The 23,605-nt window shown below is 34.9% G+C and carries 20 protein-coding genes and 1 riboswitch; of the genes, 11 read left to right on the plus strand and 9 right to left on the minus strand.

Features of this window, described 5'->3' with window-relative positions; genetic code table 11:
* Nucleotides 1–99: 99 nt before the first annotated feature.
* Entirely contained in the window at nucleotides 100–2,547 is a 2,448-nt protein-coding gene (locus ACPF7B_RS02865; RefSeq protein ID WP_490506131.1) for a hypothetical protein, read from the plus strand.
* A gap of 232 nt (nucleotides 2,548–2,779) precedes the next feature.
* Entirely contained in the window at nucleotides 2,780–3,121 is a 342-nt protein-coding gene (locus tag ACPF7B_RS02870; protein ID WP_490506132.1) for a VapD, read from the plus strand.
* A 55-nt stretch (nucleotides 3,122–3,176) separates the two neighbouring features.
* On the opposite strand, the gene ACPF7B_RS02875 is transcribed toward ACPF7B_RS02870, so the two are convergent.
* The gene (locus tag ACPF7B_RS02875; protein WP_490506133.1) at nucleotides 3,177–4,124 is read right to left on the minus strand and encodes a permease; all 948 of its coding nucleotides are present in this window, start codon (nucleotides 4,122–4,124) and stop codon (nucleotides 3,177–3,179) included.
* A 101-nt stretch (nucleotides 4,125–4,225) separates the two neighbouring features.
* On the opposite strand from ACPF7B_RS02875, the gene ACPF7B_RS02880 reads away from it, so the two are divergent.
* The 6 genes from ACPF7B_RS02880 to ACPF7B_RS02905 all read left to right on the plus strand — a co-directional run bounded on the left by ACPF7B_RS02880 (nucleotide 4,226) and on the right by ACPF7B_RS02905 (nucleotide 8,950).
* Nucleotides 4,226–4,540 carry an ArsR/SmtB family transcription factor gene (locus ACPF7B_RS02880; protein ID WP_490506134.1) on the plus strand — a complete coding sequence of 105 codons (315 nt, stop codon included), beginning with the start codon at nucleotides 4,226–4,228 and terminating at the stop codon, nucleotides 4,538–4,540.
* A 54-nt stretch (nucleotides 4,541–4,594) separates the two neighbouring features.
* Nucleotides 4,595–4,939, plus strand: coding sequence for an ArsR/SmtB family transcription factor (locus tag ACPF7B_RS02885; protein WP_286479256.1), 345 nt, complete (start codon nucleotides 4,595–4,597; stop codon nucleotides 4,937–4,939).
* A 138-nt stretch (nucleotides 4,940–5,077) separates the two neighbouring features.
* Entirely contained in the window at nucleotides 5,078–5,479 is a 402-nt protein-coding gene (locus tag ACPF7B_RS02890) for an ArsC/Spx/MgsR family protein (RefSeq protein WP_109201073.1), read from the plus strand.
* A gap of 34 nt (nucleotides 5,480–5,513) precedes the next feature.
* A complete protein-coding gene (gene arsD, locus ACPF7B_RS02895; protein ID WP_109201072.1) occupies nucleotides 5,514–5,810 on the plus strand; it encodes an arsenite efflux transporter metallochaperone ArsD in 297 nt (98 codons plus the stop codon).
* A gap of 23 nt (nucleotides 5,811–5,833) precedes the next feature.
* Nucleotides 5,834–7,585: an arsenical pump-driving ATPase gene (gene arsA / locus ACPF7B_RS02900; RefSeq protein ID WP_490506135.1), complete on the plus strand. Its 1,752-nt coding sequence runs from the start codon at nucleotides 5,834–5,836 to the stop codon at nucleotides 7,583–7,585.
* Nucleotides 7,586–7,666: 81 nt separating this feature from the next.
* Nucleotides 7,667–8,950: an arsenic transporter gene (locus tag ACPF7B_RS02905; RefSeq protein ID WP_490506136.1), complete on the plus strand. Its 1,284-nt coding sequence runs from the start codon at nucleotides 7,667–7,669 to the stop codon at nucleotides 8,948–8,950.
* Nucleotides 8,951–9,266: 316 nt separating this feature from the next.
* Here ACPF7B_RS02905 and ACPF7B_RS02910 read toward each other — a convergent pair whose 3' ends face one another.
* Nucleotides 9,267–9,980 carry a GntR family transcriptional regulator gene (locus ACPF7B_RS02910; RefSeq protein ID WP_490506137.1) on the minus strand — a complete coding sequence of 238 codons (714 nt, stop codon included), beginning with the start codon at nucleotides 9,978–9,980 and terminating at the stop codon, nucleotides 9,267–9,269.
* Between the two features lie 29 nt (nucleotides 9,981–10,009).
* Here ACPF7B_RS02910 and lhgO point away from each other — a divergent pair, with 29 nt between their 5' ends.
* Entirely contained in the window at nucleotides 10,010–11,227 is a 1,218-nt protein-coding gene (gene lhgO / locus ACPF7B_RS02915) for an L-2-hydroxyglutarate oxidase (RefSeq protein ID WP_490506138.1), read from the plus strand.
* Between the two features lie 94 nt (nucleotides 11,228–11,321).
* On the opposite strand, the gene ACPF7B_RS02920 is transcribed toward lhgO, so the two are convergent.
* The 7 genes from ACPF7B_RS02920 to serC all read right to left on the minus strand — a co-directional run bounded on the left by ACPF7B_RS02920 (nucleotide 11,322) and on the right by serC (nucleotide 21,379).
* On the minus strand, nucleotides 11,322–12,269 hold the full coding sequence (locus ACPF7B_RS02920; protein ID WP_490506139.1) for a magnesium transporter CorA family protein: 948 nt from the start codon (nucleotides 12,267–12,269) through the stop codon (nucleotides 11,322–11,324).
* A gap of 23 nt (nucleotides 12,270–12,292) precedes the next feature.
* On the minus strand, nucleotides 12,293–13,249 hold the full coding sequence (locus ACPF7B_RS02925) for a magnesium transporter CorA family protein (protein ID WP_490506140.1): 957 nt from the start codon (nucleotides 13,247–13,249) through the stop codon (nucleotides 12,293–12,295).
* A gap of 48 nt (nucleotides 13,250–13,297) precedes the next feature.
* A complete protein-coding gene (locus tag ACPF7B_RS02930) occupies nucleotides 13,298–14,239 on the minus strand; it encodes a CorA family divalent cation transporter (protein ID WP_490506141.1) in 942 nt (313 codons plus the stop codon).
* Between the two features lie 141 nt (nucleotides 14,240–14,380).
* Nucleotides 14,381–14,558, minus strand: a riboswitch (M-box (ykoK) riboswitch).
* Nucleotides 14,559–14,632: 74 nt separating this feature from the next.
* Nucleotides 14,633–16,468, minus strand: a complete 1,836-nt coding sequence (locus ACPF7B_RS02935) for an ABC transporter ATP-binding protein (protein WP_490506142.1) — start codon at nucleotides 16,466–16,468, stop codon at nucleotides 14,633–14,635.
* 153 nt (nucleotides 16,469–16,621) lie between these two features.
* Nucleotides 16,622–17,719, minus strand: coding sequence for a tRNA 2-thiouridine(34) synthase MnmA (gene mnmA, locus ACPF7B_RS02940; RefSeq protein ID WP_490506143.1), 1,098 nt, complete (start codon nucleotides 17,717–17,719; stop codon nucleotides 16,622–16,624).
* A 102-nt stretch (nucleotides 17,720–17,821) separates the two neighbouring features.
* Nucleotides 17,822–19,996 carry a carboxy terminal-processing peptidase gene (locus ACPF7B_RS02945; RefSeq protein ID WP_490506144.1) on the minus strand — a complete coding sequence of 725 codons (2,175 nt, stop codon included), beginning with the start codon at nucleotides 19,994–19,996 and terminating at the stop codon, nucleotides 17,822–17,824.
* A 282-nt stretch (nucleotides 19,997–20,278) separates the two neighbouring features.
* A complete protein-coding gene (gene serC, locus ACPF7B_RS02950; protein WP_490506145.1) occupies nucleotides 20,279–21,379 on the minus strand; it encodes a 3-phosphoserine/phosphohydroxythreonine transaminase in 1,101 nt (366 codons plus the stop codon).
* A 233-nt stretch (nucleotides 21,380–21,612) separates the two neighbouring features.
* Here serC and clpP point away from each other — a divergent pair, with 233 nt between their 5' ends.
* Both clpP and clpX read left to right on the plus strand, forming a co-directional pair.
* Complete coding sequence (clpP, locus tag ACPF7B_RS02955; RefSeq protein WP_490506146.1) at nucleotides 21,613–22,221, plus strand: ATP-dependent Clp endopeptidase proteolytic subunit ClpP; 609 nt, start codon at nucleotides 21,613–21,615, stop codon at nucleotides 22,219–22,221.
* A 126-nt stretch (nucleotides 22,222–22,347) separates the two neighbouring features.
* Nucleotides 22,348–23,595, plus strand: a complete 1,248-nt coding sequence (gene clpX / locus ACPF7B_RS02960) for an ATP-dependent Clp protease ATP-binding subunit ClpX (RefSeq protein WP_490506147.1) — start codon at nucleotides 22,348–22,350, stop codon at nucleotides 23,593–23,595.
* Nucleotides 23,596–23,605: the final 10 nt, after the last annotated feature.

The following is a 23,605-nucleotide window of genomic DNA, read 5'->3' on the forward strand; positions in this document are numbered from 1 at the left end:
AGTCTTCCACTATCAGTCATTCAATTATGCGATCTATTTTGGCAAGCCCAACCAGTAGAAGATGACGATAGTATATTTGGTTCGTATAGAAGAGATTCAATGGAAAGTAGATATGGGTTAAGCGATGACCACCATTTTAGATACTTCCCTTCTAGTGCTAACCAAACACCGATCAAGTGGTTATTACAAATTGCTTTTCATGAAACTTTAGATTTTATTGTTGATTTTACAAATCGATCTGTAGAAACATATAGTGAATCAGATTATGGAAAAGAAGATGTTATCCAAGTCCCATTAAATATTGAAGGAAAAGAAGTAACACAGTATCTAAGTTGGTCAATTTGGAGCATGTATAGAGGCAATGGAAGTCCTGTTGTTCCAAGTATATTGCAATCAATGCACATGGCTTTAGAAGTTATTTTATTAGATATTGCCAAACAAATTGACTCAGAGTCTGGATTAACAATATTCAAAAATATTCTTCTAAAAATCCTTGCTCAATCAAAATCAGCATCACTTACTGCCGTTGTGATCAGCATAGTGCTAACTAATCCTGATAAATATTACTCAATTGCCTTAATCTTATTTAATACAATAGAATTTTTTCAATTTGATTCAATTAGGAGCTTAAGAGAGCACGAAGCTAAATCACTTTATTCAATGGGGTATGGAATGAATCTAATCTCTGATAGGCTATATGCTAATGAGAGATTAAGTACCTGCAAAGATGAACATAGAAAAATAAATCTAGAAACATTATTTTTTAATTATCAATTTTATGGAGTTAAAGGATTTACAGAAGAACAAAATGATGAGTTTATAAACAAACTCTATCAAATAATTGATAAACACAAATCCTGCCCAGAAAAGAGTAAAAATTTTGGAATTTTACTAGCTAGAATGGATAGACGAAATCTTATTCCAAAGGCAACAAAACAAGTCGACGATAAACTATTAATCGAATTTGAAACTAAACTTTCTGATGACTTAAAACAGAAAAGTGAGCAAGCTACAAATCAATTTCAAGATCTTCATAAATATGGCTCATTAAGAATATGGTCTGATTTCCTATTCAATATTAATAAAGAAGGTCAACAATATGAGAAATACAACGACAATCCATTGATAGCTTTATCAGAAACTAAGCAGCTTATTAAAGAGCTTGAATTAGGAAGAGAAGGCTTAGGGGATTATGTCATTCCTGTATTTGTATGCTCTAAGTTATTAATTGAACATATAGATAAACTAACAAGTGAAGACAAAGAGTTTTGTAGCGAGATTGTTCTTTCAACTGTGCTTAACTTATTTCATGATGACTACCATTACCAAATCAGTGATGGTACAGAAGCCTCTATTCATGCAATACCTGTACTAATAAATGAGTTTCCTGGACAGGTGAAAGAATATATTTCATGTATTATTTTTGTTCTCTTAGATAAGACGTCAATCGGGAGTTATAAAAGAGTATGTGACTATGTTATCGAATCTATTCGAAACTCAAATTTATGGACAAATCATGAACCTGTAGCACAAACTATTTTATTCGGATATATCAAACTAGCGCCTATTTACAAAGATCTTCGCAACAAAACATATGAACAACAAAGAAGGCAAGGAAACTGGAATCCCATTTCTAGAAGTGAAATTTTAGAAGAATTAGAAGGCAACCATCTCAAATCTGTTTTTGAAAATAATTCATTTGAAATAAAGAAACTCAATCTGCTTGATATTCATGATTTAGAAATAGTTCTTCAATTGATTCCATCAAACACACAAAATAAAACTCATTTAAATATACACAAAGTAATTTATCAAAAACTAGCTAATCAGCTATTGGATAAAAATAATAAGATACAAGGAGATGCTGGAAAGCTATATTTATTACGTCTAAATATTTTCAAAAGATTTGCTCATTTCATTTTACAAAGAGAAAAAAAAGAAATTGCTAGCTATCTTCAACCGTTTATTGATTCATTCGTTTCAAGTGAAGAGGTAGGTAATTTAATTAAAGAGTTAGTAATGACTGAAGATATTCTGAATCACAACGAGCAGTTTTGGTATATTTGGGATTGTCTATACCCATCAATCAAAAAATTATGTATTGAGCATCCGAATGAACATTATTTAAAAAAAATTATTATTAATTATTTATTGGCATGGGAATGGTGGCAAGAAGGCCAAAGTGAATGGCATAGTTTGAAAAAGGAGAATATATACATCTACAATCATATATCACAAGAAATAGGTCATGTTCCTGCTACATTATATTCAATTGTAAGAGTTTTAAATACAATTGGTAATCTTTTCATAGATGAGGGAATCAATTGGATTTATAATATTGTTTCAAAAAATCCATCCCTTAATCTTGATGATCTAGAATCAAATAGTTTATTTTATTTAGAAAAGCTAATGAGAAGGTTTATCTATTCAAATAAGTATAAAATAAAACAAGAGGCAAGACTGAAATCTAAAATCATTTCTATACTTGATTTTATGATTGAACGAGGGTCTGCCCATGCTTATCATCAGCGTGAAGCAATCATGTAATATTTGTGATTAAAGACAAATGTTATTTAACAGAGTCTACAATTAGTTCATTAAATTATTATGTTAAAATAATATTCATATAACGATGATTTAAAATCATAATTTTTTTGTTTGCCGTTACAATACTAACTTGCAGAATGGGAGATATTTTTAATGAGCCGTTATTTAATAATTTTAGATATAGATACCAATCATTTGGTAGAAAATTCTCATAAGAATATTGATGAAGTTTATGTTTGCATTAGAAAATCATGGTTTTAGGAATATTCAGGGCAGTGTATATATAGGTGATGAAGGAATTGGCGAAGCGCATGCAACCATTGCAATTCAAGAAGTCACTTATAGATACGAGTGGTTTAACTCATGTGTATCAAACATACGATTTTACCGTATTGAAAATGAATTTAATGCCCAGTTTGTTTCAGATAGAGCTTACGAAGCGAAACAAGTTGTTAATACTAGATTTAAATTATTACGTGAAAATTTAATTGAAAGAGGGCTGAATGAAGTGCAAATAGAAAAAATTTTAATTGAACAGAATACGAATATCAATTCCTCATTAATTGCTTTCTAAATGCCTCATGATAAGTGAAAAGGCCCTACCTAACAGTAGAGCCTTTTCACTCATTTTAAAAAAATAGATATGCGCAATAGCCTGCAAGTAAAGCCATTCCTAATATTATGACAACAAAAGCTATTAATAATTGAGTTCTAAATATCGATTTTAATAAAATCAACTCTGTAATACTCGCTCCAGTACTACCAATAATTAATGCTAGGACTGTTCCTGTCCCCACTCCTTTAGCTAATAATCCTGCGGCTAAAGGAATAACTGTTTCAGCTCTAATATATAGAGGAATACCTATAATAGCCGCGATAGGTATTGCAAATGGATTGTCATCACTAGCATATTTAACTAAAAATTCTGTTGGAATAAAACCATAAATAATACTCCCAATAGCAATCCCTATAAATAAGTATAAAGCGAGCTTTTTATATTCTAACCATGTAGTAAGCCAGATTTTTTTGAAATTTATTTTCTTTTTAGGAGGAGCCATTTTTTTACCACCGCCCATATTTACTTCTACTAATAAATTAGACTCACAGGTGTTATTTTGGCAACTACTCTTTTCCTTCATTTTTTCTTCGATAATATAGCGATCAAAGTTCATTTTTTGCAACATCCAGCCCGAAAATAGTGAAACTAAAAGTGCAGAGAAGGAATAAATAATTGTTATTTTAAAACCAAAAGTTATTAACAGCAGGCCAACAATAATAGGATTTAACAATGGCGAAACAAATAGAAACACCATGGTTGGACCAAACCCAGCTTTTGCTTTTAACATGCCTTTTAACATAGGGATAGTAGAACAGCTACAAAATGGAGTTATAGCACCAAATACAGCAGCAATTAAATAGCTTCTTTTGTTATTTGATTTAAGAAAAAAGCCATTTTTTAAAAAAGGAAACTTCTCCTGTAAGGAGCTGATAATAAAACTTATTCCTATAAATAGGATGGATAATTCTAATGCTAGAAAGATAAACATTTCTATAGCATTCTTTAGTTCTTCAGTCATTGATATAGTTCCTTTTTGATTGTTTTATATTTCTAGTAATATGGAAATGTAAGTTATACAACAAAATTTAGGATGTCAACTATAATGAGAAGATCCATATAATGAAATTAAAAAAGGTTATCACCATGCAACAACATGAAAATATTGCTAAATGTTTAGCTGAATTAGGAAATGTCCATCGATTGGCGATTTTTCGTTATTTAGTAAAATCAGGAACCGAAGGTGCTATAGTTGGAGATATACAACAAAAATTAAATATCCCTAATTCGACTCTTTCACATCATTTATCTAGAATGGCGCATATTGGCTTAATTGAACAGAGAAAGGAAGGGCGAATTATCAGATGTATTCCTATTTATACTAAACTTGATGAAATTATTAATTTTTTAAAAGAAGAGTGTTGTTTAGGCATTTAGAAAAATTTATAGGAATTACTTGCATCATTTCAATAGAAGTTGTAGTATCAAAATATGGAAAAGAAAATTGCAATAAAAATATTTGAAGCGCTGTCATCCGAAGTCAGATTGGATGTATACCGTTTACTAGTTAAATATGGTGATTCAGGTTTAGTCGCAGGAGAAATAGCAACTCTCCTGGATATTCCTAATACTAATTTATCCTTTCATTTAAAGGCTCTTGTACACGCTGAAATGCTATATGTAGAGCAAGAAGGAAGGTTCCTACGTTATAAAGCTAATATTGATTTAATGTTATCTTTAGTAGAATTTTTAACTGATGAATGTTGTTTTAATAACCCAAACCATTGTTTATCTATTCGAGAGAAACATCCCAAACTTAAAAATGTTTTAAGATAATTTTAGGATGTTGTATATATAATTACTCATCTAATATTTCAATACTAGTTGAATAATTGGTATATAAGCTTCTCCTGAAATATTTCAATAATTGTTGAATAGTTGATTTATTAAAATTTAAAAATAGAGATTTATAAAATGAAAAATAATGAAGTAATTATTTATCACAATCCAGATTGTGGCACTTCAAGAAATGTTTTAGGGCTGATTAGAAATACTGGGATTGAGCCTATTATTATTGAATACTTGAAAACACCTCCTTTAAAACATGAACTAAAAAAATTAATTTTTTCTGCTGGACTGAAACCAAGTGAAGCTTTAAGAAAAAATGTTAATGAATTTGAATTAATAAAAAATCAAGTTTTAAGTGAAGAGCAGATTATTGATCATATGCTTCTAACACCAATTTTAATTAATAGGCCTTTTGTTGTTACATCTAAAGGTACAGCTCTTTGTAGACCCTCTGAAAAAGTCCTAGAAATCTTAACCAAGCCTCAATTAAATAGTTTTTATAAAGAAGATGGGGAAAAAGTAGTTTAGGTTCTTTTTAAATATCAATTGTAAGGAAATATTTATGAAAAAAATCGAAATTTTTGATCCAGCATTATGTTGCAGTACCGGCGTTTGTGGCGCAACTCCTGATGATGAATTAGTAAGAATGGCGGGAATTGTTGAATCCTTGAAGAAGAAAGGTTATCCCGTGACTCGGTATAATTTAGGTCAAGAGCCAGCGAAATTTGCTGAGAACACTCTTGTGAAAAATTTATTAGAAGCAGAGGGAAGTTCGGCGCTACCGATAGTGATCATCGATGAAGTGATCGCCTTCTCTAAAAGTTATCCTCAAGAAAAAGATCTGTTAGCGCTTTTATAGCGGTTGAACTAGGAGTTATTGATATGAATTTTATTAAACATGCCTCTCCCTTTCTATTTTTTACCGGTAAAGGCGGTGTTGGAAAAACATCTATTGCCGCCTCCACGGCTGTAACGCTGGCGGATATGGGGAAAAAGGTATTAATTGTTAGTACCGATCCTGCTTCTAATATTGCTCAAGTATTCGGGCAAAAAGTAGGTTCACATATTACCGAGATAAAGGCTGTTTCAAATCTTTCAGCGATTGAAATTAATCCTCACGATGCGGCTGAAGCCTATCGTAAAAAAATAATTGATCCTATTAAAGGCACACTTCCTGAAGATGTTATTGCCGGAATAGAAGAGCAATTATCTGGAGCATGTACCACTGAAATTGCGGCATTTGATGAGTTTACAGCACTATTAACAAATAGTGATATTAAGCGTGAATTTGATCATATTGTCTTTGATACAGCACCCACTGGTCATACTATTAGAATGCTATCGTTGCCAGGTGCTTGGAGCGAATTCTTAGAAGCTTCACCAAAAGGCGCTTCTTGTTTAGGACCTTTAGCAGGACTAGAAAAACAGAAAACTCAATATAAAGCTGCGGTTGATGCTTTAGCTGATGAAAAAATGACAACGATGGTTCTTGTCTCTCGAGCGCAAAGAAGTGCAATCAATGAGGTATCTAAAACTTTCGATGAACTGTATGCTCTTGGAATTCATAAACAATATCTCGTGATCAATGGCTTATTTCCTAAAGAAGAAGCGCAGAAGGATGAACTAGGGGCTACAATTTATGAAAGAGAGCAGAAAATTCTAAAAGCCATCCCATCAAATCTTGAGAAATTATCGATTGATTATATCCCTTTAAAACCCTTTAATTTAGTGGGGATTGATCACTTAAGATTACTGTTAAATCGTGAGAATCTCTCGTTTGAAACATTGATAACACCCGAAGCAATCAATGTTACTGTTCCCAATTTAGCAACTATGGTAGAAAAACTTGCTCAAAAGGATACGGGATTATTAATGCTAATGGGGAAGGGCGGTGTCGGGAAAACAACGATGGCCGCAGCAATTGCCGTTAAATTAGCGCAAATGGGGAAACAGGTTCATCTATCGACATCTGATCCTGCAGCACATTTAGCATCGACTTTAAATGATGAAGCGTTGAGCAATTTAACCATCAGTCGCATTGATCCTACTGCGGAAACTGAAAGATATCGTGGGGAAGTGATGAAACGCCATGGGGATAATTTAAGTGATAGTGAAAAAGCTGTTTTAGAGGAAGATTTAAGATCACCTTGTACCGAAGAGATTGCGATTTTCCAAGCATTCTCGAGAATTATCAGAGAATCTAGTAAAAAGATTGTCGTAATGGATACAGCGCCAACGGGGCATACACTACTATTATTAGATGCAACAGGTGCCTATCACAATGAAGTGATTAAGCAAATGGGTAGTAAAGGCGTTACAACGCCGATGATGCAGATTCAAGATCCCGATAAAACAAAGGTTATTCTTGTGACACTTGCGGAAACAACGCCCATTACAGAAGCTCAGCATCTTGAAGAAGATTTAGGTAGAGCAGGAATTCAACCATGGGGCTGGATCGTCAATAACAGTTTAGTCAATTATCCTACTCGATCAGGACTCCTAAAAGAGCGAGCCTTGAAAGAAAAAGCGGAAATTGAAAAGGTATCAAAACGTCAAGAAAACTTAGCGCTTGTTAGGTTACAAAATGATGAGCCTGTAGGCATAGAAGGATTAAGTAAACTTTTTCATCACTGATAAGCATTATTTTTATAAATAAATCATATATTGATAAGCTCCTTTATTAGGGGCTTATTGATCTTTTTTAGGAAATTACTGATGATAGCAGCAATTATTATATTTATACTGACTTTGGTGTTAGTCATATGGCAACCCAAAGGTTTAGGAATTGGTTGGAGCGCCTCTATTGGCGCTATATTAGCACTTTTATTTGGGGTGATTACCTTTGAGGATATTCCTCTCGTTTGGGAAATTATTTGGAATGCGACGATTACTTTTATCGCCATTATTATTATTAGTTTAATTTTAGATGAAGCAGGCTTTTTTAAATGGGCGGCCTTACATATTGCCAGATTTGGCAACGGTAATAGTCGAAAACTATTCACCTATCTAATTCTGCTCGGGGCTTTAGTTGCGGCATTCTTTGCCAATGATGGTGCGGCTCTCATTATTACACCAATCGTTATGGCCATGCTTCTATCTTTAGGCGTTAGCCGAGCAACAACGCTTGCATTTGTGATGGCTGCTGGCTTTATCGCTGATACAGGAAGTTTGCCATTTATTGTTTCGAATCTCGTTAATATCGTTTCAGCGGATTATTTTGATATTAACTTTACACGTTATGCCTCTGTTATGTTGCCGGTAAATATCGTTTCTGTTGTCACAACATTAATTGTGCTCCATCTCTTTTTTAGAAGAGATACAAAATTTTCATATAACGTTCATCACCTTGAAGCACCGAAAAATTCTATTGTGGATCTAGCGACATTTAAAGCTGGATGGGGGATTTTAGTTTTCCTGTTGATTGGCTTCTTCACATCTGATTATTTAGAGATTCCTATCAGTTTAATCGCCTCTATTGCCGCATTAATTTTGGCATTGATTGCTTATCGAGGAAAGAAAATCAACCTCAAAACTGTTGTAAAAGGCGCTCCTTGGCAAATCGTGATATTCTCACTAGGCATGTATCTTGTAGTTTTTGGATTACGAAATGCAGGATTAACAAATTATATTACCGATATTCTCAATCATCTTGCGGATAACGGGTTATGGGCATCCATATTTGGAACAGGGGTTCTCACCGCTATTTTATCATCTGTGATGAATAATATGCCTACAGTATTGGTCGGCGTACTCTCTATTGATGCGAGTACGGCGGCAGGACTGACTGAAGAAGCGATGGTTTATGCAAACGTGATCGGTAGTGATTTAGGCCCCAAAATAACGCCAATAGGAAGCCTCGCAACACTACTTTGGTTACATGTTTTATCTCAGAAGAACTTAAAAATCACTTGGGGATATTACTTTAAAGTCGGTATTATTTTAACCACGCCAATTTTATTAGTCACTTTAGCAGCTTTGGCCATCAGGCTATCTTTCTAATACAAGTAGAAATTGAATATAAATACTTTTAATGAAACCTCAAGATTTATTCTGAGGTTTCATTACGTAAGCTTACGATTAATATTAATTTGGGATCGTTATTATGAATCTATAAGAGATAGATATTTATGAGTTAGGACTGTATAAACATAATATTTAACATAATATATAGAATAGGACATATTGGATATTCTAATAATCAAATCAAGATCGCAATATTTTCAATAAAAAAATATCTCTTGCCGCTCTTAGTTGCATGCAACATCCAATTGTGATAAAAATAAATCATCGAAAATAACAATAATGAGGAGTTTTTTTAACGACTATGAATCCATGAGAATTGCTCAAGAAGATCTGAGTCATTCCAATTTTCTCGACTTTCTGATTCTTGTTTCACAAGCAAGCGTGCGGTATTAATTATGTGACGCTCCATCTCTTGTCCTGCAGCTTCAGAATCGCCTTTTATGACAGCTTCGTGAAGATTCTTATGATCTTCAAAAGCTTCCATACAAGAACGAGAATGTGGAATTGTACTTGGGCCAGTTAATAAAACCGTATTTCGCGTGTTATCAATAATTGTTAATGCTCGATCCATATCCGAAATTTTTAAAAGCTCAGAATGATACTCTTTATCAGCTTTTAAAGTTGCTTTTGCATCATCTGTTTCAGCAGCTTTTTGAAGTTTCTCATACGCTTTATTAAGATGTTTTAAATCTTCTTCAGTACGAATCATGGCAACTTTGCGAACTAATGGCACTTCGAGCATCAGACGTATTTGAAATGATTGAAGGAGATCTTTTAGTGAGGTTGGTAAAATTCGAATCCCTCGATTTCGTTCGATTCGTACCAAGCCAATATTTGCTAATTGTTGGGCGGCTTCCCGAATCGGTGTACGTGATGCCCCAACCCATTCACCAATCTCAGTTGCGGAATAGAGTTTTCCCGGTTCTAACACATTGTTAAGAATAGCTTCGCGTAAAAGTTCAAACGCTTGATCAGAGAGACTTTCGATTTTTTTTAGTTTTTTCATATTCAAGTATCTTAAATAAGGAGATAAATGTGTCAACCGTCAACTATGCAGTGATCGGAGGAGGAATTAACGGGTTATCCGTTGCACGACAACTTCTCATCGACTATCCTGATGCCAATGTAACGCTATTTGAAAAAGAGCCTGATGTTGCAAAACACCAAACAAGCCATAATTCTGGCGTAGTTCATGCTGGTTTATATTATGCAAAGGGTAGCTTAAAAGCAAGATTATGTCGTCGTGGAGTTGAATTAGTTCAGCAATATTGCCGTGATAATCAACTTCCTTATGATCAATGTGGGAAAGTTGTTGTTGCGCTTAATAAAATTGAAGAAGAACGGCTGCAAAAACTCTTTAAAATTGCTCAAGATAATGAAGTGCCTAATATACGTATGCTCTATGGTGATGAGATTAAAGAAGTTGAGCCAAATTGTATTGGTGTCGCTGCTCTACACTCTCCTGAAACAGCCATTGTTAGCTATGAAGCAATTGCTAAGCGTATTGCCGAAGAGATAAAAGAACGTGGTGGAAAAATCATTTTGAATGCAGTCGTGACTTCCATTCAAAATGCTCATGATGGAAAGATTGAAATTATTTTAAAAAATGAAGCATCTTTTCCTACAAAATTTGATTATGCGGTAAGCTGTGCTGGATTACAATCAGATCGTTTAGCACGTAATTCTGGAGATATTGATACGCCTAAGATCGTTCCATTTTTTGGACAATATTTTGTTTTAGATGAAGAATTCACTCATGATGTTAAAGGTTTAATTTACCCTGTTCCAGATCCTAAATATCCGTTTCTAGGAGTCCATTTTACCAAGCGAATAGATGGTCGCATGACAATTGGTCCAAATGCTTTTCTGTCGCTTGCTCGCGAAAACTATGATGGCAAAGGATTTAATTGGAAGGATATAAAAGAGTACCTTTTCTATCCAGGGTTTTGGTGTTTTGCATTTCGTAATATTCCGGCAGCAATGCGCGAATCAAAGACTGTATTTAGTCAACAAAATTTCATTAAAGAAGCGACAAAATATGTTCCCTCTTTATCAAATATGCGAGTAGAACCAGCTACAAGAGGTATTCGTGCTCAGGCAATGGAGAAAGATGGTAAGTTGGTTGATGACTTTGTTATCCGTCGTGAAGGAAATATCACACATATTCGTAATGCGCCATCACCCGGAGCAACATCATCCATGGCGATTGCAGAATATATTGTGCGAGAAGTCATGTTTAATAACGAGATATAGTTTTTATTTATGAACTTATATTTTAAAGCCCTTGATACATCATGCATCAAGGGCTTTAAGATTGCTCAATCATATAATTCCTTTTAACTCTGCTTTAAAAGTATTTTTTCTTATAAAATAGACCTGCAACAATACCAGTGATAATAACCATTATTGCAATAATCAGCATAAAAGCATGAGGATGATCTGCGCCAGGTAAAGGAACATTCATGCCATAAATTGTTGCGATTACAGTTGGAATTGAGAGTACTATGGTTAACGCGGTTAATAATTTTACAACATGGCTAACATTATTTTGAATGATATTGCCATAAGCATCCATAACATTATTCACGTTAAGTTGATTAATTTCTGCGGCAGAATAGGCCTGCTCAAATTCAATAATCGTATCTTCAAATTGCCCTTTTTCTGAGTAGAAAAGATTTAAAAAATGTTCAGAATTAATTTTTTTCATAAGGTATAACATCTGCTTGAGTGAGACTGTCATATCCAATAATCCATCATTGATATAGAGTAATGCATAGAGCTCTGAGTTACGATAAGAACGAGAAAGTTCGGTTTCTGCATCTAAGATTTCAAATTCAATTGTATGCATTAATTTTAAATAACGCTTAGATGCAATATAAAATAGGTCTAAGATATTTTGAATCTGTTGCTCTTTTCCAAGCCCATTACATATTTTCATAAACGCATTAAAATAAGCATCTATTTTTACACTGCATATCGTCACTATATGAGAGTCAATGAGCACAATTCCTAACGGAACCGTTTCATAACGTATACCTTCAAAATTCTCTTTAAATTTTGGGTTCACATAAGGTAAATGAACAATTAAGGCTAACATCTCATCAGTCTTGATGACTGTCGGACGGGCATTTTGATCAAGGGACTCATAAATAAAGTCCATGGGAATGCCAAGGTTTTTATGAAGAATTTTACACCCTGCCTCATTAGGGGAAATTGCATTAATCCAGTTGTTCTCAGTAATCTCTAATTCATGCTCGTAACAATTTTTTTGTAAGTTTTTATATATAGTAATCATGTTTAACTCCTTCTACTTCAAAATTAATCAAAACGAATATATTTTTTAACGTAAAAAACAACGAGTAAAATCATACTTAAAAGTACTATGCCACTGATAACTACAACGGTTGTAATGGGATTATCCTCTTGTGGTAAAGCCACATTCATTGAAAATATTGATCCGATCATAGAAGGAACGATTAAGATTATTGCGATTGCTGTCAATGTCTTTAAAACGGTATTTAAATTATTATGGACAATAGCCGCATAAGCATCCATTAGATTACTCAGGCTTTCTCTACTCATTTCGATAATTTCTGCAGATTGTTGAATATCCACTAAAATTGAAGCCAATAGTTCTTTCTCATCACTATATATTTTGATCGCTGAACCATTCATAACTTGTCGATATAAAATACATAAGCCCGATAATGCCACAGAAAACAGAAGAAGACTTTTATTTTGACTCATTAAACTAAACAACTCACTGTTTTTGTAAGATTGGCGTAATTTTTGTTGTAAAGTACGCGTCTCATCTTTCACAAAGCCTAGATAATCATCGAATTCTTTTGCAACTGCTTTGAATAAAAGAATTGTCATTCGTGTTTTCATATGCGTTTGGAATTGACCGTAATCACCATTTAGAAAATCTTGAATCAAAGGACGATGAGCATCTCTAATCACTAAAATCAGGTGATCTTGCGCATGAATAATACCTAACGGTAACGTTATATAAGGTGCTCCATTCTCTTCATTCACTTTTGGATTTTTGACAGGAACATTGAGTACAAGTAGTAATCCATTATGATCTCTTTCAAGTCGTGAATGCTCTTTAGGATCTAATGAATCGGTAAAAAATTTAAGTGGTAATTCAAATTGCGAGGCAATTTGACGCATCTTCTCATCTGAAGGCTCTGTTAAAATAATCAAACTGTTTTGTTTGAAACGAGCTTCTTCCACAAGATGTAAATTAGTATCTGTTTTATATACTTTTAACATGATTAATCCCCTTTTTCGCTAAAGGTTTAAGGCTAAATATTGAAGTAATTAGATCAGTTTTTTAGCTTTAAAAAATAACAATGAAATAATAATTAACCCGATACAAATAATGCCTAATAGAGGCAATATAAAAGGATTATTCTGTGCCGGTAGTGGTATATTCATCCCGTAAATTCCACCTATCGCCATTGGAAATGTTGCGACGGTAACTATAATCGTGAGATATTGCACAGACAAACTTAAGTTATTCTCAATAAGCGCAGAATAGGCATCCATCATATTGCGCATATTTGCTTGGTATGTTTGAGCAACTGCCCTTACTTGTTTTGTATATGCAATGAGCTCATTTAAACGCTTATTCAAATCATGAGACTGACTAAAATCCTCTAAATTATCGAGTTTTTCCATAAGAAGAATATTCTTTTGTAATGCTTGCGCGAAAAGCAACAAACTTTTATTGAAATTAATCAATTTATAAACAGATTTATTATTAAAAGAATACTTTAATTTTAATTCTAAATTTTCCATATCCTTAATAAGGATATCGCTCAAATTAGAAAAGGATTTTGCCACTAGCAGAAGGAGCTGGTAGGTGAATTCAATAGAATTCTGTGATGACCAATGCGATATATACTCATAATCCATGTGGGTAAAGATATAGGAGTCAGTTTCACATAGAGAGATCACGAGTCCATTCTTAACTATAATTGTTAAATGACTTGTATGATAAGGTATTTTCGCTGTTGGTAGATTAACATGAGGAATTTCAATTTTTAACAGCGTAATATTGCCATTGAGTCTTTTTAAATTTCCATGAAAATGATTTAATGAATCTTCGTTAAGATTGATAGAGCTCAATGCAATACGTTTCTCATCTCGCGTGGGCGATACTAAATTTATCCATTGTGTGATTTCTGTACAAGGATTAGCATCGATCTGTGACAATTGAATATTTTTATCTGAGAGATTTTGACGGTTTAAATAAGTCATGTTGCTCTCCTTTTTAGAATAATGATTGACGAAAAAAACAAAAGCGCACCTCCAATCAATAGAGGCGCGCTTTTCAAAATTCTGAAAAACACAACATGAAAACAGATATATTTTGAATTTTGTTATTCAAAATATTCTTAAATTTCCCCTCCATTCATTGAGCTTTAGCACTGTGCGGCATAAGTTTTATCTTTTCAGATTACTAGCTACGTTATAAATCACCTTAACTCGATGATCTCTGTTCAACCCGTTGGCGTCTTTGGACGTTTCTGGGCAGCAGCTTATCTCCGCACAGGAGCCTCACCTAACGAGGTACCTGTTATTTGTGAGGCGATAATACACCTGCTCAAAAGAAGAAGTCAAATAATTATGTTAAAATATTAATTATTTTAATCAATTTTTTGTGGACATTGATGCTTGTTTTTGCCAAAAGGATGCGTAAATTCCAGCATTTTTAATTAATGCATCATGTGTTCCCATTTCCACAATTTTCCCTTGATCCATAACAATTAAACGATCCATTTTTGCAATGGTAGAGAGGCGATGGGCAATAGCGATCACCGTTTTTCCTTGCATTAAAATTTCGAGATTTTCTTGTATTACAGTTTCTGATTCAGAGTCCAGTGCAGAGGTTGCTTCATCTAATATTAAAATAGGAGCATTCTTCAGTAGTACTCGTGCAATCGCTATGCGCTGCCGCTGACCACCGGAGAGTTTTACACCACTTTCTCCAACTAGCGCATCTAATCCTCTATTACCATACTGATCTACAAGTTCTTGCACGAATTGATCGGCTTTTGTCTTTTTCAGAGCCTCAAAGAGCATCTCATCTGTCGCCTCTTCTCGTCCATAAAGAAGATTATCGCGGATTGAACGATGAAAGAGAGTTGGCTCTTGAGTCACTACCCCAATATTATGTCGTAAAGTATCTTGAGTTACCTCGCGAATATTTTTCCCATCAATCATAATCTTCCCAGCATTAATATCATAAAGGCGCAGTAAAACTTGAGTCAACGTTGTTTTACCAGCTCCAGATGGACCAACGAGCCCTATTTTTTCGCCGGCTTTGATATGAAGATTAAATTTCTGATAAATCGGTTTTTCAGGATGATAACTAAAATCAACATCTTTAAAGAGAATTTCACCTTGCACTTCATCTAAATCTTTAGCATAAGGAATATCCATAACTTCCCGTTCTTTAGCAATGATCTTTAATCCATCTTGAACACTACCTATATCCTCAAAAATATGACTCACAACTCGCATAACCCACGTCGACATAGTATTGATACGTATGACTAAGCTAATGGTAAAAGCAATGGCGCCTGCGCTGATGAGCGATGCTCCCCAAAGATAAATAGCAATAAGTACAGTACTAGCTATAAGAAGGCTATTGAGCATGGTCAACGAGAAATCCATACCGGTTGATAGCTTGGTTGAATGAAGCGCAGCATCAGTCTGTTCACGCATTATAGCTTTAGCATCATTTTCATCTTTACTACTGTGCGAAAAGAGTTTTAACGTCACAATATTGCTATAACTATCGACAACATGCCCCATCAATTTAGAGCGCGTTTTTGCTGATTTATGAGAACGTCGACGCGTTCGTGGGAGAAAATAGCTAAGCAAAAGAATATAACCAATAATCCAGAGAATAATTGGCAATGCCAACCAAAAATTGACTTCAAGAAAGAGTATAACGGTTGTAATTGCATAGATTACTACTCGCCACATTGAATCAGTAGACATAATCACTGAATTGCGAATTGCCTGCCCTGTATTCATTACTCGGCTGGCAATTCCTCCAGAGAGACTATTGTGAAAAAAGTTTATGCTCTGTTTTAATACATAGCGATGCTGCTGCCAGCGAATCATCGAGGTGAAATTAGTGGTTAATGCCTGATTAATAAATAAATTATGAAGTAGTGACGACAACGGTCTTAGCAGTAAAATCACTATCAACATCCAAATAAATGTCCCACTATATTTAGCCCATAATTGGTCGAGTGTTTTTACTGATTCAATCATATCAACGACTTGACCAATATAACTAAACAGCGCGATCTCTAAAATAGAGACAAAAAAACCGACAACTAGTAATCCGGCAAATACCCATTTAACCTGCTTAACGTAATGCCAATAAAATGCGAATAATGTTGATGGCGGAGTTTTATCAGGATGATTTTTAAAAGGGTTAATGAGTGATTCAAAAAGTGTTATCAGTTTCATATTGATCCGCTTTATAGGTAATGGTTGATAGTCTAACGTAATTGATATTTACTATCAATTAGCTTATCTGTAAGCACTATTTTGATATAAAAAAGCTACTTCAAAGTAGAAAGTAGCTTTATAAATTATTTTCTAGTCATGCGAACCAAATCTCTAGACAAGTTTTTGCTCGATAAATGCGCCACCTAAACAGACCTCGTCATCGTAAAAAACAATTGATTGCCCAGGAGTAATCGCTCTTTGCGGCTCTTGAAAATAGACTGATATTCGGCCATTTTCATGCGCCTTTACTTCACATTTCACATCTTTTTGTCGATAACGAATTTTAGCGGTTAAACGAGGATTTACCTCTTGCCAATCAATCGGATTAATCTGGTGTAGTTCTCGTGCAATCAATCCCGTACCGTAGAGTTCTTTTTGGTCACCTTGCACTACAATCAACTCATTTTTTGCTAAATCTTTATCAGCAACAAACCATGGTTCACCATTGGAATCCTTGCGCCCACCAATGCCTAGTCCTTGTCGTTGTCCAATAGTATAAAAAGTAAGCCCCTTATGTTCAGCGACAATCTCCCCGTCAGGTAATACCATATTTCCAGGTTTTGTTGGTAAATATTGCATAATAAAATCTGTAAAATCTCGCTCGCCAATAAAACAGATCCCCGTAGAGTCTTTTTTATCAAAAGTAATTAATTTATTATCGAGCGCAATTTGTCGTACTTCGGGCTTCTCATAATCTCCAATAGGAAAAAGTGTATTAATTAATTGTTGTTGATTTAGTAGATAGAGAAAGTAACTCTGATCTTTATTGTCATCAATTCCTTTTAAAAGATATGCTTTGCCATCCTCACGTTTGACGCGAGCATAGTGCCCTGTTGCAAGATAATCCGCTCCAAGTTCTTCAGCATATTGTAAAAAAGCTTTGAACTTAATCTCTTTATTGCATAGAACATCAGGATTAGGAGTTAGCCCATCTTTTAATGTATCAATAAAATAATCGAAGACTTGTTCTTTGTAGTTTTTAGCAAAATTTACTTTATGGAGTGGGATTCCAAGTGTTTTACAGACAGATTCAGCATCTTTTAGATCATCTTCTGCAGTACAATATCCCTGATCAAATTCCTCCTCCCAGTTTTTCATGAAAACACCATGAACATCGGCACCCTGCTCTTTTAATAAAAATGCCGCAACAGAGGAATCCACTCCTCCACTCATTCCTACAATTACGCGTTTCCCACGAATATCTTCCATGCTTATATCTACCTTTAACGAATAAAATGGCAAGGGATCAATTGCGTAATTACCATAAAGTAAGCCACAATTGATCCCTAAATTTTCACAATTTTTTTAAACTTATAATGCTTTTTTTCCTGATGAATGAGGAATTTCTTCGGGATCTAAAACATCGATATAATCGCGAAGAATCAACAACCCTTCTTCTAGGAGTAGATCAGTTTCAGTATCTTTTAGCATTTTGGTATAAGAACCATCTTCATTTCTAAATTCTTCAAGCGTTAACGGTTCATAACCATAAAGCACTCGCATTCTATTTTGTAATTCGAGGTTTTCTGCTTCTTCTGCTGTTAACTTTTCTTTTCGAGTATTGAGATTAAGACTTAGCTCATTAATTGTCCAAAGCTCTAGAGTTTTATCTGCTTGACGTTTATATATCTTGTGTTTTTCATCTGTTTTAAACCGCTCGTTACTCTTTGCTTGTAATTTCTGCTTCAAATCTTCTTTTATAACAACAGAAGGATCATAATCCGGAGCTGAAGCAATGGTATCCCATGACATTACATACATCTCTTTTGATTCACCTATTTCATTCGGATCATAGGTTGCCGGCAGTACAACGTCAGCAGCAACCCCCTTTTCTTGTGTTGATTCACCGTTTGCACGATAGAATTTTGCAATTGTGACTTTCGACTGACCCGGTTTTGCGGCATTACCTAACATACGACTGAGATCAATCATTGTTTGAACAGTTCCTTTACCAAAACTGGTCGATCCGGCAATAATAGCTCGGCCTTGATCTTGCATACTTCCTGCAAAAATTTCGCTTGCAGAAGCACTCAATCGATCAATAAGAACCACCATCGGTCCTGTATAGATCAGATCTTCTGTGTTACTCGACTGAGCTTCCATAGAACCGTCAAACCCTCGAGTTTGAACTACTGACTTATCACTACCGATAAAGAGCGCAGAAAGATCAATTACTTCCGATAGTGAACCTCCACCATTTCCACGCAGATCTATTACTAAGCCGTTGATATGGTCATTGCCCACCAATTCTAAAAGTAATTTTTTCACATCACGAGTGGTACTTTTAAAGTCTTGAACGCCCTGTTTATTACCTTCAAAGTCGCTATAAAATGCAGGTAATGTAATCACCCCTAATTTATATTCTTGATCATCGTTAATCATGGAAGGCATTGTATAAACCTTCGATTTTGCTTCTTGTTCTTCAAGTTTTACGGTGTCACGTTTGATTTTTACAACTTTTTCAGCACCTTTGCCTTTATTCCCAATCATTTGAAGACGAACAGTCGTTCCTTTTTCACCACGTACCATCTCAACGACCTTATCGAGTCGCATTCCTACAATGTCAACAAACTCTCCATCTTCACCCTGGGCAACACCAATAATCTCATCACCCACTTGAATCTGACCGGTTTGATCAGCAGGTCCTCCAGGTACAACTTCTACAATTTTTACAGAATCATCATCTTGACGAAGAACTGTACCAATACCTTGCAACGAAAGGCTCATACTGATATTAAATTGTTCCATCTGTTTGGCTGAATAGTAACCAGAATGAGGATCAAATGCTAAAGATACAACGTTCATAAAAAGACTGAATAATTCACCCTCTTCCATATCATGAATACGTTTTTTACGAGTATTATAGCGTTTTTGTAATTTCGCTTTTGCTTCCTCTAAAGTGAGCTTATCATCGGTGACCATTAGATTGATTAACTCATTTTGAATACGATCTTTCCAAAGTGCCCGCATCTCTTTTTTGTCTTTAGGGAAATTGGCATCTTTCCGTTGAACGGCAATTGAACGGTCTATATTAAAGTCATAATCTTCAGCCAGTAACTCTTCAACAAGATCATACTGCTCATCCATACGATCGATTAAAAGAGCATACATATCGTATGGGACGTTTAATTGTGAACGGCGAATAAAATCATCAAATTGTAAACGATATTGCTCAAATCCATCGACATCAGATTGTAAAAAAAATACTTTTTGCGGATCAAGCGCTTTCAAATAAAGCGTATAAATTCGCTCTGAAAGAGAATCATCAATTGGTAAGCGATCATAGTGATATTGTGCCATTATCGCAGTATGAGCCGCATTTATTAGTTGCTCATTATAAGTTGGTGCAGTGATAATTAATTTTTCACTAGGCACTTCTTTTGAAGCTGCTAAAGTAGTTTGTCCAAATAACAGCGATGAGGCGAGCAGTATTGAGCTAACAACTTTTGCGACCGTACTTTTTCTCACTTTATTTTCTTTTACCATTGCGTTTTTATCCGTACTAGTTTTCTTTGTACACCTGACAAAGGTGTAATGAATGCAATTGCTTTAGTATATCGAAACAGCTATTACTTGTTTGATTTTTTTATTAAATAACCTTAATCAATCTCTTTCAAAATCACTATTTAGCGAAAATAATAAAATAAGCAGTCAAGCATCTATGCTGCTTATCTTATAAGAGTTAACCATCAATGATGATCGATTCATAAAACAACACGATTGTTGTAATTTAGGGTTTTTTTTTATGATTTCAATTGTTATGAATTTTTACGAATAATGACGAGCTTCAAAATCTTTCATAAAGTTTGTTAATGCAATAACTCCCTCAATTGGCATTGCATTATAGATACTTGCCCGCATACCACCAACACTCCGGTGACCTTTTAGGTTAATAAGTTTATGCTGTTCCGCTTCTTTTAAAAAAAGTGCATCAAGTGTGGGATCTGCCAAGGTAAAAGGAATTGTCATATTTGAACGAGCATCAACATGAACGGGATTCCGATAAAGGCGACTGTTATCAATAGTGTTATAAAGTAAAAAAGATTTTTTATGATTGATCTTTTCAATCTCTTCTAAACCGCCTTTCTCTTTAAGCTCTTTTAACACTAGGCTCATAAGATAAATTGCAAATGTCGGCGGTGTATTGAGCATTGAATCATTTTTAGCTTGAAGCGTATAATTGAGTGCATCCGGAACAAATGGTGATGCTCTACCTAGAAGATCTTCGCGTATAATGACTAGTGTTAACCCAGCAGGACCAATGTTTTTCTGAGCACCAGCATAGATAATGCCATATTGACTCACATCGATCCGTTTTGAGAGGATGTTAGAACTCATATCTGCCACAACAGGAATTGGACAGTTTTGGATGTCGTAGAAGAATTCAACACCGTTTATCGTTTCGTTTGAACATAAGTGTAAATAAGCACTATGAGGATTTACATTAATCTCATTTTTGTGCGGTACATCGATATATCCTGCCTCTTTTCCATTATAAATCACATTCGTTGCTGCATAACGGCTTCCTTCGATGATCGCTTTCTTCGACCAAACACCTGTTTCGAGATAATCAACAGTGACTTCAGGATTCCCGACATTACTACCTAATAAGTTCAATGGAATAAGTCCAAATTGTGCCAATCCACCACCTTGTAAAAAAAGCACTTTATAATTAACAGGAATATCGAGTAATTCCCGTAAGTCGTTTTCACATTCTTTGGCAAGAGCAATAAATTCTTTTCCTCTATGGGAGACTTCCATTACCGAAGCCCCTTTTTTTTGCCAATCTAAAAGCTCTTCTTGCGCTTGAATTAAGACGTTATAAGGCATCGTTGCAGGCCCTGCACAAAAATTATATGTATCTCTCACAGTGATATTCCTCTGACTTCCTAATGATTTTTTTGTAATGATACTTTATCGTAATTTGTCACTCTCGCTCCGATAATAAGCGTCCTCTATCATACTACGATCTATGGTAGATTTCATTTTATTCCCAAAGGATCTCTTAAGCCGAATTATATTCATCAAAGCAATCTCTTTTCTGCTAAAATAACTCGTTTAAAAATGAATAATTGGTTTTATCCCTAAAGGAAAATAGCATTATGTCTTCTGTCATTGATACTGAATTGGCCCGATTAGTCCCTATGGTTGTTGAGCAAACTGGCCGCGGTGAACGTTCCTACGATATCTATTCTCGTCTTTTAAAAGAAAGAATTATTTTTATGGTAGGTGAAGTTGAAGACCATATGGCTAATTTGATCGTTGCACAGCTTCTTTTCTTAGAAGCCGAAGATCCCAATAAAGATATTCATCTTTATATCAACTCTCCCGGCGGATCAGTTACCGCAGGAATGTCCATTTATGACACTATGCAATTTATCAAGCCAGATGTATCAACCATGTGCTTAGGTCAAGCATGTAGCATGGGTGCATTTCTCTTAACTGCCGGAGCTGAAGGTAAACGTTTTGCCCTACCAAATGCCCGAGTGATGATTCACCAACCTTTAGGTGGGTATCGTGGCCAAGCATCGGATATTGAAATCCATACAAAAGAGATGCTTAAAATTAAAAAGCAATTAAATACATTGCTTGCATTCCATACGGGAAAGACTGTCAAACAGATCGAAAAAGATACTGATAGAGATAACTTTATGGGAGCTGAAGAAGCAGTAAAGTATGGCCTTGTCGACAAAGTTGTCACTAAGCGATAGCCTATTTATAACGCTTATATATTTATAAAGCTTATATGTGGAAGGCCTTCAAATTTTGCAAGAAAAACAATATCTTATCGATAGATTTTTTAGATTGACGAAATCTATTTTGGAGTAAAATAATTTATGAGTAACAAATCGGATAAACCAACAAAAAGCGTCTCATGCTCTTTCTGTGGTAAGGATCAAAGTGAAGCTGAACGTTTGATTTCTGGTGATGGGGTATATATTTGCAAAGAATGTATCGAGCTCTGCAACGACTTAGTTTCCAAAGATATTCAGGAAGAAATTGAAGAGGAAGCTAAAAATCTCCCAACCCCTAAAGAAATTTATGCAGATTTAGATCAATACGTTATTGGGCAAGATCAAGCGAAACGCACTTTGAGTGTTGCTGTTTACAATCACTATAAACGTCTTGAGAGTGAGAAGCTATCCGGCGCAAAAGATATTGAACTCACAAAGAGCAATATTCTTCTTATTGGGCCAACAGGCTCTGGGAAAACGCTTCTTGCAGAAACTCTTGCTCGTAGTTTAAATGTTCCTTTCGCTATCACTGATGCAACAACGCTCACAGAAGCGGGATATGTTGGTGAAGATGTTGAAAACATCATCCTCCGATTGCTTCAAAACTGCGATTTTGATATCGAAAGTGCAGAATCTGGAATTATCTATGTTGATGAAATCGATAAAATTTCTCGACGAAGTGAAAATCCTTCCATTACTCGTGATGTTTCTGGTGAAGGCGTGCAACAAGCACTTCTAAAAATCATTGAAGGTACAACAGCATCTGTATCACCAACTGGGGGACGTAAACATCCGAATGCAGAATTGATTGAAGTAAACACTCGCAATATTCTTTTCATTTGTGGTGGTGCCTTTTCTGGGCTTGAAAAAATTATCCAGCAACGTCAGTCAAAAGGTGGCATAGGATTTGGCGCTGAGGTAAAAGCAAAAGATGAAGAGAAAAATTTATCGACGCTTTTCTCTGAAGTAGAAGCTGAAGATTTAACAAAATATGGATTAATTCCAGAATTTATCGGGCGTTTACCGGTAATTACCACACTTGATGAGCTTGATGAAGAGGCGTTGGTCAATATTTTAACAGAGCCACGTAATGCCATTACCAAACAATTCTCTTATTTATTTGAAATGGAAAATGTTGATCTAGAGTTCACTAAACCTGCATTAACTGCAATTGCTAAAAAGGCACTTGCCCGAAAAACAGGTGCACGCGGACTTCGGAGTATTATTGAGCATCTTTTACTCGATGTTATGTTTGAAATCCCATCACTTGATAATGTTCAAAAGGTGATCGTGCACGAAAACTGTGTCACCGAAAATGCTAAACCAGAAATTATCTATCATAGTGTATAAGTTACAGCAG

Source organism: Ignatzschineria sp. 22MB058224, assembly GCF_058188435.1.

Coding starts and splice junctions, on each gene's coding strand:
- ACPF7B_RS02865 (WP_490506131.1), top strand. CDS start 100: ATGGAAAGTAGATATGGGTTAAGCGATGACCACCATTTTAGATACTTC.
- ACPF7B_RS02870 (WP_490506132.1), top strand. CDS start 2,780: ATGTTTGCATTAGAAAATCATGGTTTTAGGAATATTCAGGGCAGTGTA.
- ACPF7B_RS02875 (WP_490506133.1), bottom strand. CDS start 4,124: ATGACTGAAGAACTAAAGAATGCTATAGAAATGTTTATCTTTCTAGCA.
- ACPF7B_RS02880 (WP_490506134.1), top strand. CDS start 4,226: ATGAAATTAAAAAAGGTTATCACCATGCAACAACATGAAAATATTGCT.
- ACPF7B_RS02885 (WP_286479256.1), top strand. CDS start 4,595: ATGGAAAAGAAAATTGCAATAAAAATATTTGAAGCGCTGTCATCCGAA.
- ACPF7B_RS02890 (WP_109201073.1), top strand. CDS start 5,078: ATGAAAAATAATGAAGTAATTATTTATCACAATCCAGATTGTGGCACT.
- arsD (WP_109201072.1), top strand. CDS start 5,514: ATGAAAAAAATCGAAATTTTTGATCCAGCATTATGTTGCAGTACCGGC.
- arsA (WP_490506135.1), top strand. CDS start 5,834: ATGAATTTTATTAAACATGCCTCTCCCTTTCTATTTTTTACCGGTAAA.
- ACPF7B_RS02905 (WP_490506136.1), top strand. CDS start 7,667: ATGATAGCAGCAATTATTATATTTATACTGACTTTGGTGTTAGTCATA.
- ACPF7B_RS02910 (WP_490506137.1), bottom strand. CDS start 9,980: ATGAAAAAACTAAAAAAAATCGAAAGTCTCTCTGATCAAGCGTTTGAA.
- ACPF7B_RS02920 (WP_490506139.1), bottom strand. CDS start 12,269: ATGATTACTATATATAAAAACTTACAAAAAAATTGTTACGAGCATGAA.
- ACPF7B_RS02925 (WP_490506140.1), bottom strand. CDS start 13,249: ATGTTAAAAGTATATAAAACAGATACTAATTTACATCTTGTGGAAGAA.
- ACPF7B_RS02930 (WP_490506141.1), bottom strand. CDS start 14,239: ATGACTTATTTAAACCGTCAAAATCTCTCAGATAAAAATATTCAATTG.
- ACPF7B_RS02935 (WP_490506142.1), bottom strand. CDS start 16,468: ATGAAACTGATAACACTTTTTGAATCACTCATTAACCCTTTTAAAAAT.
- mnmA (WP_490506143.1), bottom strand. CDS start 17,719: ATGGAAGATATTCGTGGGAAACGCGTAATTGTAGGAATGAGTGGAGGA.
- ACPF7B_RS02945 (WP_490506144.1), bottom strand. CDS start 19,996: ATGGTAAAAGAAAATAAAGTGAGAAAAAGTACGGTCGCAAAAGTTGTT.
- clpP (WP_490506146.1), top strand. CDS start 21,613: ATGTCTTCTGTCATTGATACTGAATTGGCCCGATTAGTCCCTATGGTT.
- clpX (WP_490506147.1), top strand. CDS start 22,348: ATGAGTAACAAATCGGATAAACCAACAAAAAGCGTCTCATGCTCTTTC.